Genomic DNA, 16,901 nt, shown 5'->3' on the forward strand with positions numbered 1-16,901 from the left:
TCGGGCTTATGGGCGGGGGGTGGTCGGCGATTACCCTGTCTCTCCCGGCCCCCGCGCAAGTGATCGGCCGACCCCTGCCCGACTCATCGGAACGCGAGATACATGACCGTCAACGACGATGTCCTGCTTGTCCACGGCGGCACCCCGCTGGAGGGCGAGATCCGTGTCCGCGGTGCGAAGAACCTCGTACCGAAGGCCATGGTCGCCGCCCTGCTGGGCAGTGCGCCGAGCCGACTGCGCAATGTTCCCGACATCCGTGACGTGCGCGTCGTACGCGGCCTGCTCCAGCTGCACGGGGTGACGGTCCGGCCGGGTGAGGAGCCCGGCGAGCTGGTGATGGACCCGACGCACGTGGAGAGCGCGAACGTCGCTGACATCGATGCCCACGCCGGTTCGAGCCGTATCCCGATCCTGCTCTGCGGCCCGCTGCTGCACCGTCTGGGCCACGCGTTCATCCCGGGCCTCGGCGGCTGCGACATCGGCGGCCGGCCCATCGACTTCCACTTCGACGTGCTGCGGCAGTTCGGCGCGACCATCGAGAAGCGCGCGGACGGCCAGTACCTGGAGGCGCCGCAGCGGCTGCGCGGCACCAAGATCATGCTGCCGTACCCGTCCGTCGGCGCCACCGAGCAGGTGCTGCTGACGGCCGTACTCGCCGAGGGCGTCACGGAGTTGTCCAACGCCGCCGTCGAGCCCGAGATCGAGGACCTGATCTGCGTCCTGCAGAAAATGGGCGCGATCATCGCGATGGACACCGACCGCACGATCCGCATCACCGGTGTGGACAAGCTCGACGGATACACCCACCGCGCCCTGCCGGACCGCCTGGAGGCCGCCTCGTGGGCGTCCGCCGCCCTGGCGACCAGCGGCAACATCTACGTCCGCGGCGCCCAGCAGCGCTCGATGATGACGTTCCTGAACACCTACCGGAAGGTGGGCGGCGCCTTCGACATCGACGACGAGGGCATCCGCTTCTGGCACCCCGGCGGCCAGCTGAAGTCGATCGCGCTGGAGACGGACGTGCACCCCGGCTTCCAGACCGACTGGCAGCAGCCGCTGGTGGTCGCGCTGACGCAGGCCACGGGCCTGTCCATCATCCACGAGACGGTGTACGAGTCCCGGCTCGGCTTCACCTCCGCGCTGAACCAGATGGGCGCGCACATCCAGCTCTACCGCGAGTGCCTCGGCGGCTCCGACTGCCGCTTCGGCCAGCGCAACTTCCTGCACTCCGCGGTCGTCTCCGGCCCGACGAAGCTGCAGGGCGCCGACCTGATCATCCCCGACCTGCGCGGGGGCTTCTCGTACCTCATCGCGGCCCTGGCGGCCGAGGGCACCTCCCGGGTGCACGGCATCGAGCTGATCAACCGCGGCTACGAGAACTTCATGGAGAAGCTCGTGGAGCTGGGGGCGAAGGTGGAGCTCCCCGGCAAGGCGCTGGGCTAGCAAAGCGGCGGGAGAACGACGAAAGGGCGGCCCCCCTCGGTGGGAGGGGGGCCGCCCTTTTCGGCGTCTTCAGCCGGGGCGCCCTGATGGACCGGCGCCCCGAGCGGAGCGCTTACTTACCCTTGGCCGATTCCTTGAGCTTCGAGCCCGCGGAGACCTTCACGCTGAAGCCGGCCGGGATGTTGATGGGCTCACCGGTCTGCGGGTTGCGCGCGGTACGAGCGGCACGGTGGGTGCGCTCGAAGGTCAGGAAGCCGGGGATGGTGACCTTCTCGTCGCCCTTGGAGACGATGTCGCCGACGACCTCGGCGAACGCGGCCAGAACGGCGTCGGCGTCCTTCCGGGTCACCTCGGCGCGGTCGGCCAGCGCGGCCACCAGCTCACTGCGGTTCATGTTGTTACTCCCGTGTTCTTCTTGCCGTTGAGGCGTGAGGTGAGATCGATGCCGATGCGCTCGCGCCCAAAGACGCATCCTGCCCCTACCTGCGGCGGTAATGCCAATCCGGCACCCGTAGGAGTCGTGAGAACACCCTAGGGAGTCACACGAAAAGCGCCTGCTCGGCCGTCACCCTAGAGGGCGTCCGCCGGTGGGGGGTTCCACGACGCGCCGGTGCGGGGGCCGCCGTGTCGATCCTCACAGCCCCTGCACCCTACGGTACGACGCCTACGACGCCGCGCCGACGGCCTTCGCCGCCTCCCGGACCGCACCGGCCACCGCGCCCGCGACCTTGTCGTTGAAGACGCTGGGGACGATGTAGTTCGGGTTCAGCTCGTCCTCGGTCACCACGTCGGCGAGGGCCTTCGCGGCGGCGAGCATCATCTCGGGGTTGACCGTGCGGGACTGGGCGTCCAGCAGGCCGCGGAAGACGCCCGGGAAGACCAGCACGTTGTTGATCTGGTTCGGGAAGTCGGAGCGGCCGGTGGCCACCACGGCGGCCGTCTGGCGGGCGATCGCCGGGTCGACCTCGGGGTCCGGGTTCGCGAGCGCGAACACGATGGCGCCCTCGGCCATGGCGGCCACGTCGTCGCCGTCGAGGACGTTCGGGGCGGAGACGCCGATGAACACGTCGGCGCCGCGCACGGCCTCCTTCAGGGTGCCGGTGAGGCCCTCGGGGTTGGTGTTGTCGGCGATCCAGCGCAGCGGGGAGTCGGACGGGGCGTTCACGAGGTCCTCGCGGCCCGCGTGCACCACGCCGTGGATGTCGGCCACGACGGCGTTCTTCACGCCCGCCGCGATCAGCAGCTTGAGGATGGCCGTACCGGCCGCGCCGGCGCCCGACATGACCACGCGGATGTTCTCGATCGCCTTGCCGGTCACGCGCAGCGCGTTGGTCAGGGCGGCGAGCACGACGATCGCGGTGCCGTGCTGGTCGTCGTGGAAGACGGGGATGTCGAGGGCCTCGCGCAGCCGCGCCTCGATCTCGAAGCAGCGGGGGGCGGAGATGTCCTCCAGGTTGATGCCGGCGAAGCCGGGGGCGATCGCCTTGACGATCTCGACGATCGCGTCGCTGTCCTGGGTGTCCAGGCAGATCGGCCAGGCGTCGATGCCGGCGAAGCGCTTGAAGAGGGCCGCCTTGCCCTCCATGACCGGCAGCGCGGCCTTGGGGCCGATGTTGCCGAGGCCGAGCACGGCGGAGCCGTCCGTCACGACCGCAACCGAGTTGCGCTTGATGGTCAGGCGGCGGGCGTCCTCGGGGTTCTGCGCGATGGCCATGCAGACGCGCGCCACACCCGGCGTGTAGACCATGGACAGGTCGTCACGGTTGCGGATGGGGTGCTTGGACTGCATCTCGATCTTGCCGCCGAGGTGCATGAGGAACGTACGGTCGGAGACCTTGCCCAGGGTGACGCCCTCGATGCCGCGCAGCTTCTCGACGATCTCGTCGGCGTGCGCGGTCGAGGAGGCCGCGATGGTGACGTCGATGCGGAGCTTCTCGTGGCCGGACGCGGTGACGTCGAGGCCGGTGACCGAGCCTCCGGAGGACTCCACGGCGGTGGTGAGCTGCGAGACGGCGGTTCCGCTCGCGGGCACCTCCAGCCGGATGGTCATCGAGTAGGAGACGCTGGGCGCCGTTGCCATGGCCGACTTCCTCTGCTTTCACCGTGTCGCGAGTTGTGCCGTCCGATCGTCGCACCTACCCCTCAGTACGTGGTAGTCGCCCTGGGTTGCGGACGTTTTGTTCACACGTCATGAGCGGGAGGTGCATGGTTTCGGAAAACCTCTTCCACCATACGAGAAACGATCAGGCGGGGAAAGGGGTCCGTGACACAAAGAGAGAGGCCCACGTCACACAGGACGTGGGCCTCTCTCACGTTCATGACACCGACCCGCCATGCTCGCCTCGCGGCAAGTGGTCCCTCGCAGGGACGAAGGTTGGGCCCGGGGGCTTGGATCGGGCCGGTGCCACACCAAGGCTAACAAACGGATCCCGCGGAGCCATTCCCCCGCGGGGAGTTCCTGAGGTTTCTAGTCCCGCAGCAGGTCAGGCACCCCGGCCGCGTCCGGCGCGTCCCGCTCCCCCGAGACCACCGTGAGCTGCTGGGTGGCCCGGGTCAGCGCCACGTAGAGCACGCGCAGGCCGGCCGGCGACTCGTCGGCGATCTCCGCGGGCGAGACGACCACCGTCGCGTCGTACTCCAGGCCCTTGGCCTCCAGGCTGCCGAGCGCCACCACCCGGTCGCCGAGCCCGGCCAGCCAGCGCCGGGCCTCCTCGCGGCGGTTCATCGCGACGACGACGCCGACCGTGCCGTCCACCAGGCCGAGAAGCCGCTCGGCCTCCGCGCGCACGGTCCGCTCGAGGGAGTCCCGGACGACGGTGAAGCGCGGCTCGACGCCCGTGGACCGGACGGCGGAGGGCGACTGCGAGCCGGGCATGGCCAGGGCGAGGACCTTGGCGGCCAGCTCCGCGATCTCCGCCGGGTTGCGGTAGTTCACGGTGAGCTGGAAGCGGCGTCGGGGACGGGTGCCCAGTGCCTCGTCGCGGGCCTCGGCCGCCTCGTCCGGGTCGGACCAGGAGGACTGGGCAGGGTCGCCGACGACCGTCCAGGTGGCGTGCCGGCCGCGGCGGCCGACCATGCGCCACTGCATCGGCGTGACGTCCTGCGCCTCGTCCACGATCACGTGCGCGTACTCGGTGCGCTCCTGCGCCAGCCGCTCGGCACGCTCCCGCTGGGACTCCTCGCGCACCGGCATCAGTTCCTCGAGGCCGGTGAGCTGGTCCAGCGGGTCCAGCTCGCGCTTCTTGCGCGGCCGGGCCGGGACGCCGAGGAGCGCCTGGAGCTCGTCCAGCATGGCCACGTCGTGCACGGAGTACCCGTCGCGCCTCAGCGCCCGGGCGACCTTGCGGACCTCGCCGGGGTTGAGGATCCGGCGCGCCCAGCGGCCGAGCCGCCGCTCGTCGGCCATGGCGGCGAGGACGCCCTTCGGGGTCAGCTCGGGCCACCAGGCGTCGAGGAAGGCGACGAAGGAGTCCTCGCCCATGACGTCCTCGTCGAAGGAGGAGCGCAGCTCGGCGGCCAGCTCGGGGTCGGTGTGCCGGGAGCCCGCGCCGGACTTCGCCCACAGGGCGTCCAGCAGCAGCCTGCGGGCACGGGGGCGGAGCAGGTTGACCGGCGCGGTGCCGCCCAGGGCGGTGCGGCGGACGCGTTCCAGCTCCGCGCCCTCCAGCTCGAGGCGGCGTCCGAAGGCCACCACCCGGAGCCGGCCGGGCGGGCCCGCCGGGCTCTGCGGCCCGGCGGTGTCGCCGTCGCTGAAGCCGTCGGCGTCGTCCAGGGCGAGCTGTCCGGCGGGAGCGCCGCCCCCGCGCCCCAGCTCCAGGGCGCCCCGGGCCGCTTTGCGCAGCACCTTCAGCATCCGGTAGGAGCCCTTGGCGCGGGCCACGGCCGGGGAGTCGTAGAGGGTGGCCTCCACTCCGTCGACGAGCGAGCCGATCGCGCGGATGGCGACCTGGCCCTCCTCGCCGAGCGAGGGCAGCACGCCCTCGGTGTAGGCCACCAGCAGCGGGGTCGGCGAGACGATCAGGATGCCGCCCGCGTACCGTCTGCGGTCCTGGTAGAGCAGATAGGCGGCGCGGTGCAGGGCGACCGCGGTCTTGCCGGTGCCCGGGCCGCCCTCGACCTGGGTGACGGAGGCGGCGGGGGCGCGGATCACCAGGTCCTGCTCGGCCTGGATCGAGGAGACGATGTCCCGCATGGTGTGGCTGCGGGCCTGGCCGAGTGCCGCCATCAGCGCGCCGTCGCCGATGACCGGCAGCTCGCGGCCGTCGAGGAACGCCGTCAGCTCCGGGCGCATCAGGTCGTCCTCGACGCCGAGGACCCGGCGGCCCTTGGAGCGGATGACCCGGCGCCGCACGACCCGGCCGGGGTCCTTCGGCGTGGACCGGTAGAAGGGGGCGGCGGCCGGCGCGCGCCAGTCGATGACGAGCGGGGCGTAGTCCTCGTCGAGCACGCCGATCCGCCCGATGTGCAGGGTCTCGGCGATGTCGGCCGTCCGGTCGGGCCGGACCACGCCCTCGGCGGGCTCCACCGCCGTGTAGGCGCCGTCCGGGCCCTTCTTGCCGTCCTTGCCGAGCAGCAGGTCGATGCGGCCGAAGAGGAAGTCCTCGAACTCGTTGTTCAGCCGGTTGAGGTGGACGCCGGCCCGGAAGACCTGCGCGTCCCGTTCGGCGAGCGCGCCGGGGGTGCCGACCTGACCGCGCTTGGCCGCGTCGTTCATCAGGAACTCGGCCTCGTGGATCTTCTCCTCGAGCCGCTGGTACACCCGGTCCAGGTGTTCCTGTTCGACGCTGATCTCTCGGTCGCGCACGGAGTCCTGTGCGCCGTGTACCGAGCCGACCGCGGACTGCTGAACCTGAGCGGCCACCGGGCCCCCTTCTGACGTGCTGGGCAGCCGTCAACCGTACGCGAAGGGAACCCGGCAAAGCTACGCCGGCTACGCGTCCACCTGGACGAGCTTCTTGCCGTCGAAGGTCATCACCTCGAAGTGGTCGATCTCGTTCGGCTTGAGGGCCGTGCCACCGCCGATGTACAGCGGCTTCTTGGCCTCCGGGCTCGTCGCGTCCGGGATGCCGTAGCCCCACTTCGGGACGGACCAGGAGCCCAGCGTCTGACGCTCGCCGTTCTTGCCGACGGCGATCAGGGAGCACTTGAGCGGTCCCTTGACGCCCTTGAGCTGGAGGACCGCCGAGGTGCCCCAGGTCTTCTCGCCCATGGCGACGGTCGCGCTGGCGCCGGTGGCGCCGTCCGATCCCGAGACCTTGTCGGGGAGCTGGTCGAAGGTGGTCTGCGCGCTCGCCGCCAGCGGTGTGGCGGTCTGCCCCGAGTCGCTTCCGCCGTTCACCGCCATGACGGCCATCGGGCCGCCGATGATCAGCGCGGCGGCGGCCGCGACCAGGTAGAAGCCCTTGCGCCGCTTCTGGGCCCGGCGTTCGGAGACCTCGTCGACCAGCTTCTCCACCAGGCGCGGGCTCGGCCTGGCGGACAGGGACTCGCCGAGCGCGGGTGTGCTCCCGGAGTCGGGCAGGTCCGCGAGGGCGGCCAGCATCGGCTCCATCCCGGCCAGCTCGTCCAGTTGCTGGGCGCACCACTCGCAGCCGGCCAGATGGGCCTCGAAGGCGGTCGCCTCGGCGTCGTCCAGGATGCCCAGGGCGTAGGCGCCGACGGTCTCGTGCTCGTTCGGCACCGGAGATCCCTGCATGGGTCCTGACATACCCGTACCACCCGTGCCGAATCCTTGCATTCCCCCGTATCCGCTCATCACGCCGTCACCCCCCGCTCCTCCAGTGCCAGCTTCATCGACCGCAGGGCGTAGAACACCCGGGAACGGACCGTGCCGCTGGGGATACCCAGCGTCTCGGCCGCCTCGTTGACGGTACGCCCCTTGAAGTACGTCTCGACGAGCACCTCCCGGTGGGCCGGGGTCAGGTCGTCGAGCGCGTCAGACAGCGTCATCAGCCACAGCGCCTTGTCGATCTCGTCCTCCGCGGGGATGACCTCCAGCGGCGACGGATCGACCTCCTGCGGCCGGGCCTGCCGGCTGCGGTGGCCGTCGATGACGATGCGGCGCGCGACCGTCACCAGCCAGGGGCGTACCGAACCGGTCGCCCGATTGAGCTGACCGGCGTTCTTCCAGGCACGGATGAGCGTTTCCTGTACGACGTCCTCGGCGCGCTGCCGGTCACCGGCGACCAGCCGCAGGACATACGCGAGCAAAGGTCCGGCGTGCTCCCGGTACAGGGCACGCATCAACTCCTCGTCAGGTTCCGAGGGCTGTGAGGACATGCGATGTCGGGCCCTCGATCCACGTTCATTGGCCACGGCCGCATCCTTGCGCACGCCCACCTCCGGTGTCCGGGGGTTCCCCCAGTCGGTCGCTCGCCCACCCGTACGGACGGGGGCCGCGTGCTGTTCAAACCTCGGTGGCAGATTTCTTGTGAGGGGTGTGACGAGCGGGACATGCGCACACATTCCCACCACGTGATCTTTACATTTCAGACACGGCGCCGAGGGCGGCCGGGCCGGCGGTGCGGGAGGGGCGCCGGACCGGGTGTTGCGGAAATCACTCCGGCCGTCGTGGGGGCGCTATCCGACCCTATCCGGCACAAGACCCGTACCGGACACTGGGGTTCCGGTTGCTCAGGCGCGGGCGAGGGCGGCCCGCCTGCGGTGCCGTGCCACCCGCTCCCGGTTGCCGCAGACCTCGCTGGAACACCAGCGCCGCCTGCGCCCCCGGGAGGTGTCCAGGTACACCAGCGGGCAGTTGTCCCCCTCGCACTCGCGGACGGCCGCCCGCGCCTCGGGGTCGGTGAGCAGTTCCACGGCGTCGCGCGCGAGGAGGGCGAGCAGCCCCGCGCAGCCGGGCAGCGGCGCCAACCGCCGTACCAGCGTGCCGTCCTCGCCGCGCACCGCGCACGGCACCGGGGGCGCGGCACGGGCGATCTCGTTGAGCCGGCCGAGCGCGCGGTCGTACGGTCCGGGCTCCCCCGCGTCGCCGCCGCGCAGCAACCGGCCGACGTGTCCGCGCAGTTCCCGGAACCCCGGCAGCCAGGAGGCGTCGGCGTGGTCCAGCGGGGTGCCCGGTGGCACGAGCCCGGATCCGCTGATCCAGGACCGCAACGGCTCGACGGCGTGCAGCCGTTCGGCGGGATGCGCGGTCGCGAGGAGGTCCAGACAGATCCTCCCGGCGTCGAACCGCGGCTCGTGCGGGACCGTGACCGTATCCAGTGCCATGTGCCTGCCACCGCCTAGGACAGGGGGACCGTTTGCGTCGCTCCTCCTCACAGTGCCCGCACCGGCGGGCCGCCGGAACCCCCCGTACCGGGCTGGACGCACGCGTATGCGGTCGCGCTCCTCGGCCATGTCCCCTGCGGCGGATCCCCGGTTGGCTTGTGGGCATGTCGGAGAAGAGAAGCAGCAGGGCCGTCCTGGGCGCGGCCACGGTCGCGATGGGCCTGATCGCCGGGGTGTTCTACGTCTTCGCCTGCGCGGTGATGCCGGCCCTGGACCGCAGCGACGACCGTACGTACGTCGAGGTCATGCGGGACATCAACGTGGTGATCCAGAACCCGGTGTTCTTCCTCAGCTTCCTGGGGGCCCTGGCGCTGACGGGGGTGTCGGCGTGGCAGCTGCGGGGCACGGCGGGCGGCCGGTGGGTGACGGCGGCGCTCGTCGCGTACGGGCTCGCCTTCCTCGTCACGGTCGTGTTCAGCATCCCGCTGAACGACGCCCTGGCCGCGAAGGGCGACCCCACCGCCCTGCGGGAGCACTTCGAGGACCCCTGGGTGGCGTGGAACGTCGTCCGGGCGGTGCTGTCGACGCTGGCGCTGGCCTGCCTGGCACGGGCGCTGACCGCCGGACGGCCCGCCACCGGGCGCTGACGGCCGGGCGGCCCGGGACCTGGCGTCTTCCGGCCCGCACGCCGGGCCACGGCGGCTACGCGTCCGCGTACTTGGCGTCCGCTGCCGGGTCGAGGGCCAGCCGGTAGCCGCGCTTGACCACCGTCTGGATCAGCTTCGGTGTCCCCAGCGCCGAGCGCAGCCGGGTCATGGCGGTCTCCACCGCGTGCTCGTCCCGCCCGGAGCCCGGCAGCGCGCGCAGCAGTTCGGCCCGGGACACCACCCATCCCGGCCGCCGGGCCAGCGCCCGCAGCAGGGACATCCCGGCCGGCGGCACCGGCTTCAGCCCGCCGTCCACCAGGACCGCGTGCCCCCGGATCTCCACCCGGTGCCCGGCGACCGGCAACGCCCGGGCCCGTCCCGGCAGTTCCTGGCACAGCAGCTGTACGAGCGGTCCGAGCCGGAAGCGTTCGGGCTGCACGGTGGCCACGCCCCGGGCCTGGAGCGGCAGCGCGGTGACGGGGCCGACGCACGCGGCCGGCACGTCGTGGCCGAGCGTCGCCAGCACCTCGTCGACGAGCCCCCGTTCCTCGGCGCGTGACAGCAGGGAGGCGGCGGCGGGCGCGCTGGTGAAGGTGAGGGCGTCCACCGTGCGGGCGACGACGGCGTCCAGCAGGCGGTCGACGGGACCGATGTCCTCCGGCGGCATCCAGCGGTACACCGGCACCGGCACGACCTCCGCGCCCGCGACCCGCAGCGCCTCCACGAATCCCGGCAGCGGCTCCCCGTGCAGCTGTACGGCGACCCGGCGACCGCCGACGCCCTCGGCGAGCAGCCGGTCGAGCACCTCGGCCATGGACTCGCCGGCCGGCGACCACTCCTCGGTGAGTCCGGTGGCCCGGACCGCCCCCTTGACCTTGGGGCCGCGGGCCAGCAGCTCCACCCCGCGCAGCCGGTCGAGGAGCTGCTCCCCGAGACCCCAGCCGTCGGCGGCCTCGATCCACCCGCGGAACCCGATGGCGGTGGTGGCCACCACCACGTCCGGCACGTGGTCGATCAGTTCCTTGGTGGCGGCGAGCAGCTCGCCGTCGTCGGCGAGCGGCACGATGCGCAGGGCGGGCGCGTGCAGCACGGCGGCGCCGCGCCGGCGCAGCAGCGCGGCCAGCTCGTCGGCGCGGCGCGCGGCGGTGACGCCCACGGTGAAGCCCGCGAGGGGCCCCTCGTCGGGCTGCCGGTCGGGTCGCTGCTGTTCGTCGTCCATGGTTCTCCTACCTTGCCCGCATGCCGAACGAGCCTGTCAACGGCGCGTGACGGGCTCGGTTCGGGGTGATGTCCGCGGTGTTACGTCACACCTCGGCGTAGCTGAGCCGCGGCTTCGTCTCGGCTGCGGCGGCGGGTGCGACCCGGCCGGCCGAACGGCGCAGGTATACGGCCCAGGTCACGGCGAAGCAGACGCCGTAGAAGGCGAGGAACGCGACGAAGGCGCCGGTGCCGGAGCCGTAGGAGAGGAAGGACTGCCGGAAGGCCAGGTTGATGCCGACGCCGCCGAGCGCGCCGACGGCCCCGATGAGCCCCATGGCGGCACCGGACAGCCGTCGCCCGTGGGCCGCCGCCGCCTCGCCGGTGAGTCCCCCGGCCAGGGCCTTGGCCTGGAAGATCCCCGGGATCATCTTGTACGTCGACCCGTTGCCGAGCCCGCTGAGCGCGAACAGCACCACGAAGACCGGCACGAACAGCGCGAGCGAGCGCTGCGTGCTCGCCACGATGAGGACGGCGGTGGCGGCGGCCATGCCGACGTAGTTCCACAGGGTGATGCGGGCCCCGCCGTAGCGGTCGGCGAGCCGGCCGCCGACGGGCCGGATCAGGGAGCCGAGCAGTGGGCCGATGAACGTGAGGTAGGCGGCCTGCAGCGGGGTGCGGCCGAACTCGTTGGTCAGGACCTGCCCGAAGGCGAAGCTGTAGCCGATGAACGAGCCGAAGGTGCCGACGTAGAGGAAGGCCATGATCCAGGTGTGGCCGTCCTTCGCCGCGTCCCGGGCGGCGCCGGTGTCGTTCCGCACCGTGGCGAGGTTGTCCATGAACAGTGCGGCGAGGACGGCGGCGACGACGATCAGGGGGATGTAGACGCCGAGCAGCACCCGGGGCCCGCCGCCCGCCCCGATGATCGCGAGGGCGGTGAGCTGGATGACGGGCACGCCGATGTTGCCGCCGCCCGCGTTGAGCCCGAGGGCCCACCCCTTCCGCCGCAGCGGGAAGAAGGCGTTGATGTTGGTCATGGAGGAGGCGAAGTTGCCGCCCCCGACGCCCGCCAGCAGTCCCACCAGCAGGAAGGTGGAGAAGGACGTCCCCGGCTCCATCACCGCGAAGGCGGCTACGGTCGGCACGAGCAGCATCCCGGCCGAGACGATCGTCCAGTTCCGTCCGCCGAACAGGGCGACGGCGAAGGTGTAGGGCACCCGGACCGCCGCGCCGACCAGCGTGACCACGGAGGTCAGCAGGAACTTGTCGGCGGGGGTGAGCCCGTACTCGGGCCCCATGAAGAGCACGAGCACGGACCACAGCGTCCAGACCGAGAACCCGATGTGCTCGGAGAACACGGAGAACCAGAGGTTGCGGCGGGCGATCCTCTCCCCGGTCGCCTTCCAGAAGACCTCGTCCTCCGGGTCCCAGCGCTCGATCCAGCGGCCGGCGCGGCCGGTCGGGGCGGGGGGCGGGACGGGGGGCGGGACGGGGGTCGGGGCCGGGGTCGGGTCTGTGGCAGTCATGGCGCCTCCACGGGGCTCCGGGTGCTCGGTCGTCCGGTGCGGAACTGGGACCCGAAGGTAGGGAGGACGCGTTTCCTGTCAGTGGCTGTGCGAGTGACCGCGAGGGAACGTTGCTCTCACTCGGCCGGCGGACGGCCGGTGAGGGCGGCGGCCCGCACGGCCGCGCCGTCCTCGGTCCCCTGCCGCGGCTGATCGGTTCCGGGCGCCCGTCACGCGCCCATCGCACGATCGTCGATGGCCGTGAACCAGCGGTCGGCCGGCCGTCGAAGCCACTTCTCGGCGCGGGTGATCTCCGCGGCGGCCGCTCTTAGCGCGTCCAGTCCGGGGTGGACCAGCCCCTTGCGCCACACGAGGGAGACGGGCGACAGCGGGACGGGATCGACGAGCGGCCGCAGCACCGTGCGGGGCATGGCCGGGAAGTCCACCACGGCCAGGATCGGATTGCGGGTCTTGGCCATGATCCGCTCGAACTCCTCGTCCCCGACCGCCAGCGGCAGGGGCGAGGCCAGCCGGATGCCGTGCCCCTCGAACAGGCGCAGGGCCAGGTCGGTCCACTCCCCGGTGCGCGGGTTGCCGGCCCCGGCGTACACCGTCTCCCCGGCCAGTGCTGCCACCGGGACCTCGGGCAGGGGCGCCAGGGGGTGGTCGTCGGGCAGCACCACGGCCATCGGCTCCCAGCGCACCGGCTGCTGTTCGAGACCGGAGCGCAGAGCGGGCTCCAGACCGGCGAAGCGGCCGAAGGAGGCGTCCAGCCGGCCCGCGAGCAGTTCGCCGGCCGCTCCGGTCAGGCCGCTCTCGTAGCGGGCCATCAGCTCGCAGTCGGGGACGAGTTCACGGGCCCGGTGCAGCACCCGGCGGCCGGTGACCAGGCCGGCGGAGTTGAGGTCGACCAGCAGCGGCCGCGCCTGTCCGAAGGCGGCCAGCAGGTCGTCCTGGGCGGCGAGCACCCGCCGGGCGTGTGGCAGCAGGCGCTCGCCGTCCGCGGTCAGCGCGACCTGCCGGGTGGTCCGCAGGAACAGCTCGGCGCCCAGCTCCCGTTCCAGTCGCCGCACGTCCCGGCTGAGCGCCTGCTGGGCGACGTACAGCCGGGCCGCGGCCCGGGTGAAGTGCAGTTCCTCGGCGACGGCGAGGAAGGCGCGCAGCAGCCGGGGGTCGAGGGAGGCGGGAGCGGGCATGCGGGGAACTTACAACGGGAGCGCGTGAATCGGCGCGGAGAAGGTGTTGGACCCCGTGATCCACTCGGGGTGACCGTGGGGGCATGCCGCAACAGACCACCGAAGACGCCCGAACAGGGGGCGCACCGTCGCCGTCATCGACACCGACGCCGACACCGTCGTCCGCCGGATCCGGGTACCGCCGCCTGTTCCGTCTCCCCGGCGCCCGCGCCTTCACCGCGGGCAACCTGATCGCCCGGCTGCCCATGGGCATGTTCGGGGTGAGCGCGGTGGTGATGATCGCCGGGTCCCGGGGCTCGTACGCCCTGGCCGGCGCGGTCACCGCGACCGGGCTCGCGGCGACCGGGCTCGCCGGCCCCTGGATAGCGCGGCTCGTGGACCGGTACGGGCAGACCCGGGTCGCCGTGCCGGCCACCGTGACGGCGGTGCTCGGCAGCCTCGCGCTGCTGCTCTGCGTGCGCTGCGACGCCCCCGACTGGACCCTGTTCGCCGCCTACGCCGCCACCGCGGCCACCCCCAACATCGGCGGGCTGTCCCGCGCCCGCTGGACCCATCTGCTGCGCGACGACCCCGGGGCCCTGCACACCGCCAACTCCTTCGAGCAGGCGGCCGACGAGCTGTGCTTCATGCTCGGCCCGGTGCTGGCGTCCTTCCTCACCGGCACCCTCTTCCCGGAGGCGGGCACGCTGACCGCTGCCGTCCTGCTGCTCGGCGGCATGCTGCTGTTCACCGCCCAGCGGGCGACCGAGCCCCCGCCGGCGGCCCGTTCCAAGGGCCCGTCGCCGCTGCGCAGCCGCGGGATCCCGCCGCTGCTGGCCTGCTTCGTGGCGACCGGCGCGGTGTTCGGCTCCATGGAGGTCGGCACGATCGCCTTCGCGGACGCGCAGGGGCACCGCGCGGCGGCCGGCGCTGTCCTCGCACTGCAGGCGGCGGGCTCGTGCGCGGCGGGTCTCGTCTACGGCGCCCTGAAGCCGGCCGGGCTGCGGCTCGGTCACTGCCTGACCGGGATGGCCGTGCTGATGACGCTGCCGTGGCTGGCCGCGTGGACCACGGGGTCGCTGTGGGTGCTGGCGGGCGCGCTGCTGCCGGCGGGGATGGCGACGGCACCGACGATGGTGACGGCGATGACCCTCGTCCAGCGGCGCACCCCGGCCGGCCGTCTCAACGAGGGGATGAGCCTGGTGGTGACCGGCCTGCTGACCGGGATCGCCTGCGGTTCGGCGACGGGCGGCTGGGCGGTGGAGCACCTGTCCCCCACCACCGCCTACGCCGTGCCGGTGGCCGCCGCCGCACTCGCCCTCGTACTGGCCGCGCTGACCCGTGCCGGCGCCGGGACGGCGAGCGCCGCTCCGGCCGCCGCGTGAGGGCGGCGGCCGGGGCATGACGACGGCCCCGCCGCTCGGAAGCGACGGGGCCGTGGCCCACATGGGGTACTCCCCGCGGGGAGCTGGTGGAGATGGCGGGAATCGAACCCGCGTCCAACGGTGCGGAAGGAGGGCTTCTCCGTGTGCAGTCCGCTTCGCTTTTCTCGGCCCCGGAGATCACGCGGACAAGTCTCCGACGGGCTCAGTCACTGTTTGGTTTCCCTCTTCACCCCGTGACCGGGATCAAGGTTTAGTCCCCTAGTCGATGCCAGGATCCGGGTCGGGAACAGCCCCGGGCTGACACTCCTATGAGAGTTCGCTAGCTGCTAATTAGGCAGCGAGGGCGAACGAGGAGGAATCGCGCTTGGTGTTGGCGATTATTGTTTTCGGCCTGTGGTTTACGAGATCATGGCCGCTTCCTCGACACGCTTCCCCTGCTTCGACATCCGCTGTCGAAACCGATCATCCCCATGTTGATTTTTCAATCCCTCCGGAGAGGGTCACACGCACCCTCGGGGGGTGCAGGTGCCATCGTACGTGACCAACGCGGGTCGATGCCAGCGTATTCCCGCTAGGCCCGCTGCTTGCGGCGCACCGCCGACATGGCGCGGTCCGCCTCGCGGCGGTCCTGCTTCTCGCGCAGGGTCTGGCGCTTGTCGTACTCCTTCTTGCCCTTCGCCAGCGCGATCTCGACCTTGGCGCGGCCGTCCTTGAAGTACAGGGCGAGGGGCACGATGGTGTGGCCCGTCTCCTGGGACTTCGACTCCAGCTTGTCGATCTCGTCGCGGTGCAGCAGCAGCTTCCGCTTGCGGCGGGCGCTGTGGTTGGTCCAGGTGCCCTGGCTGTACTCGGGCACGTGCACGTTGTGCAGCCACGCCTCGTGGCCGTCGAGCTGCACGAAGCCGTCGGCCAGCGAGGCCCGCCCCTGGCGCAGCGACTTCACCTCGGTCCCCATCAGCACGAGGCCCGCCTCGTACGTGTCGAGGATGTGGTAGTCGTGCCGCGCCTTCTTGTTCTGCGCGATCAGCTTGCGCCCTTTTTCCTTAGCCATAGTGCCGACCATTTTCGCACCATGGAGGGGGTGGGAGGGAAGCGCATTGAGGATGCTTCGGCAGGGGGCGCTACGAGGGGTCGCCCAGGCCGGTGAGGACGGTCTCCGCCCGTCGCAGGGCTCCGGGCCCCGCGTCCAGGTCGGGAGTGATGCCCCGGCCGTCCACCGCGTGCCCGGACGGGGTGCGGTAGTGGCCCACGGTCAGCTCGGCCACGGAGCCGTCGGGCAGCCGGGTCGGCATCTGGATGGAGCCCTTGCCGAAGGTGCGGGAGCCGATCACCACCGCGCGGCCCCGGTCCTGGAGCGCGCCGGTGAGCATCTCGGCCGCGCTCATCGTGCCCCCGTCGACGAGGGCGACCAGCGGCCGGGCGGTGTCGCCGCCGGTGCGGGCGTGCAGGGCGCGCTGGGCGCCGTCGACGTCGTAGGTGGCGACCAGGCCGCCGTCGAGGAAGGCGGAGGCGGTGTCCACGGCCTCGGTGACCAGACCGCCGGAGTTGCCCCGCAGGTCGAGCACGACACCGGCCGGGGCCTGTCGCACCGCGGCGCGCACGGCGCCGCCGGAGCCCTTGGTGAAGGCGGCGATCCTGATGACGGTGACCCCGCCGGGCAGCTTGCGCGTGGTCACCGAGTCGGTGGACAGGCGGGCCCGGCGCAGGGTCTCGGTCCACGCGCGCGTGCCGCGTTGCAGGCCGAGCGTGACCGCCGTGCCGGCGCGCGCGTCGTCGGCGTCGCCGCGGAGTAACGAGACCACCTCCGTGACCGGCCGTCCGTCGACCGCGCCGCCGTCGACACTGCGCAGCCGGTCGCCCGCGCGGATCCCCGCGTCGGCGGCCGGCGAGCCCGACTGCACCCGGGTCACCTCGATACGGCCGTCCGCCTCGCGCCGCGCCCACAGGCCGACACCGGTGTACTGGCCGTCGAGGGCCTCCTGGAACTCCTGGTACTCGTCCTCGGAGTAGACGGCGCCCCAGCGGTCGCCGCTGCGGCTGACGGCCCGCTCGGCCGCCTCCATCGGCGACTTGCCGTCGGCCATGGCCCGGGCCGCGGCCTCCCGCACGTCCTCGTGCCGGGACGCCGAACGCGCGGGCCCGGAGGCGGCCTTGCGGCCGGAATGGCCCCCCTGGGCGGTGTCCGGGAAGGAACCGGTGGCGGCGCCGGCGACGAGGACACCGGCGAAGACCAATGTCAGGGCGGCCCCGCGGCCGAAGCGGCGGGGCTGACAGAACAGGTCGCGGCCGGACATGGCGGTGAGTCTAGGACAACGCGAAGGG

14 protein-coding genes and 1 other RNA gene are annotated in these 16,901 nt (G+C 72.3%); 3 read left to right on the forward strand and 12 right to left on the reverse strand.

The features are described 5' to 3' along the window. The first annotated feature begins 102 nt into the window (after positions 1 to 102). Positions 103 to 1,443 carry a UDP-N-acetylglucosamine 1-carboxyvinyltransferase gene (gene murA, locus B446_RS15360; protein ID WP_020940365.1) on the forward strand — a complete coding sequence of 447 codons (1,341 nt, stop codon included), beginning with the start codon at positions 103 to 105 and terminating at the stop codon, positions 1,441 to 1,443. A 112-nt stretch (positions 1,444 to 1,555) separates the two neighbouring features. Here the strand turns inward: murA and B446_RS15365 are convergent, their stop codons facing one another. From B446_RS15365 to B446_RS15390, 6 genes are all read right to left on the reverse strand, one after another. Beyond that, complete coding sequence (locus B446_RS15365; RefSeq protein ID WP_020940366.1) at positions 1,556 to 1,837, reverse strand: HU family DNA-binding protein; 282 nt, start codon at positions 1,835 to 1,837, stop codon at positions 1,556 to 1,558. A 270-nt stretch (positions 1,838 to 2,107) separates the two neighbouring features. Continuing rightward, positions 2,108 to 3,523, reverse strand: a complete 1,416-nt coding sequence (locus tag B446_RS15370) for an NAD-dependent malic enzyme (RefSeq protein WP_020940367.1) — start codon at positions 3,521 to 3,523, stop codon at positions 2,108 to 2,110. Positions 3,524 to 3,910: 387 nt separating this feature from the next. After that, a complete protein-coding gene (locus B446_RS15375) occupies positions 3,911 to 6,304 on the reverse strand; it encodes a HelD family protein (RefSeq protein WP_020940368.1) in 2,394 nt (797 codons plus the stop codon). 69 nt (positions 6,305 to 6,373) lie between these two features. Continuing rightward, entirely contained in the window at positions 6,374 to 7,198 is an 825-nt protein-coding gene (locus B446_RS15380) for an anti-sigma factor family protein (RefSeq protein ID WP_388068113.1), read from the reverse strand. Then, positions 7,198 to 7,782, reverse strand: coding sequence for a sigma-70 family RNA polymerase sigma factor (locus tag B446_RS15385; RefSeq protein WP_030167252.1), 585 nt, complete (start codon positions 7,780 to 7,782; stop codon positions 7,198 to 7,200). Before B446_RS15385 ends, B446_RS15380 begins: the two co-directional genes overlap by 1 nt. 294 nt (positions 7,783 to 8,076) lie before the next feature. Then, positions 8,077 to 8,670, reverse strand: coding sequence for a CGNR zinc finger domain-containing protein (locus B446_RS15390; RefSeq protein WP_020940370.1), 594 nt, complete (start codon positions 8,668 to 8,670; stop codon positions 8,077 to 8,079). Positions 8,671 to 8,834: 164 nt separating this feature from the next. Between B446_RS15390 and B446_RS15395 the strand changes: the two genes are divergently transcribed. Then, positions 8,835 to 9,317 carry a DUF1772 domain-containing protein gene (locus B446_RS15395; protein ID WP_020940371.1) on the forward strand — a complete coding sequence of 161 codons (483 nt, stop codon included), beginning with the start codon at positions 8,835 to 8,837 and terminating at the stop codon, positions 9,315 to 9,317. Positions 9,318 to 9,372: 55 nt separating this feature from the next. Here the strand turns inward: B446_RS15395 and B446_RS15400 are convergent, their stop codons facing one another. The 3 genes from B446_RS15400 to B446_RS15410 all read right to left on the reverse strand — a co-directional run bounded on the left by B446_RS15400 (position 9,373) and on the right by B446_RS15410 (position 13,215). After that, complete coding sequence (locus tag B446_RS15400; protein WP_020940372.1) at positions 9,373 to 10,536, reverse strand: uroporphyrinogen-III synthase; 1,164 nt, start codon at positions 10,534 to 10,536, stop codon at positions 9,373 to 9,375. Positions 10,537 to 10,621: 85 nt separating this feature from the next. Then, positions 10,622 to 12,040, reverse strand: coding sequence for a nitrate/nitrite transporter (locus B446_RS15405; RefSeq protein WP_020940373.1), 1,419 nt, complete (start codon positions 12,038 to 12,040; stop codon positions 10,622 to 10,624). 209 nt (positions 12,041 to 12,249) lie between these two features. After that, on the reverse strand, positions 12,250 to 13,215 hold the full coding sequence (locus B446_RS15410) for a LysR family transcriptional regulator (protein WP_020940374.1): 966 nt from the start codon (positions 13,213 to 13,215) through the stop codon (positions 12,250 to 12,252). 83 nt (positions 13,216 to 13,298) lie between these two features. Between B446_RS15410 and B446_RS15415 the strand changes: the two genes are divergently transcribed. Further along, positions 13,299 to 14,579 carry an MFS transporter gene (locus B446_RS15415; protein ID WP_193384463.1) on the forward strand — a complete coding sequence of 427 codons (1,281 nt, stop codon included), beginning with the start codon at positions 13,299 to 13,301 and terminating at the stop codon, positions 14,577 to 14,579. Between the two features lie 84 nt (positions 14,580 to 14,663). Here B446_RS15415 and ssrA read toward each other — a convergent pair. From ssrA to B446_RS15425, 3 genes are all read right to left on the reverse strand, one after another. Continuing rightward, positions 14,664 to 15,049, reverse strand: a transfer-messenger RNA (tmRNA) gene (gene ssrA, locus B446_RS36465). A 101-nt stretch (positions 15,050 to 15,150) separates the two neighbouring features. Next, a complete protein-coding gene (gene smpB, locus B446_RS15420; RefSeq protein WP_020940376.1) occupies positions 15,151 to 15,630 on the reverse strand; it encodes an SsrA-binding protein SmpB in 480 nt (159 codons plus the stop codon). A 70-nt stretch (positions 15,631 to 15,700) separates the two neighbouring features. Further along, the gene (locus tag B446_RS15425) at positions 15,701 to 16,873 is read right to left on the reverse strand and encodes a S41 family peptidase (protein WP_020940377.1); all 1,173 of its coding nucleotides are present in this window, start codon (positions 16,871 to 16,873) and stop codon (positions 15,701 to 15,703) included. Positions 16,874 to 16,901: the final 28 nt, after the last annotated feature.

It is taken from the genome of Streptomyces collinus Tu 365 (genome assembly GCF_000444875.1).
Taxonomy (GTDB): domain Bacteria; phylum Actinomycetota; class Actinomycetes; order Streptomycetales; family Streptomycetaceae; genus Streptomyces; species Streptomyces collinus_A.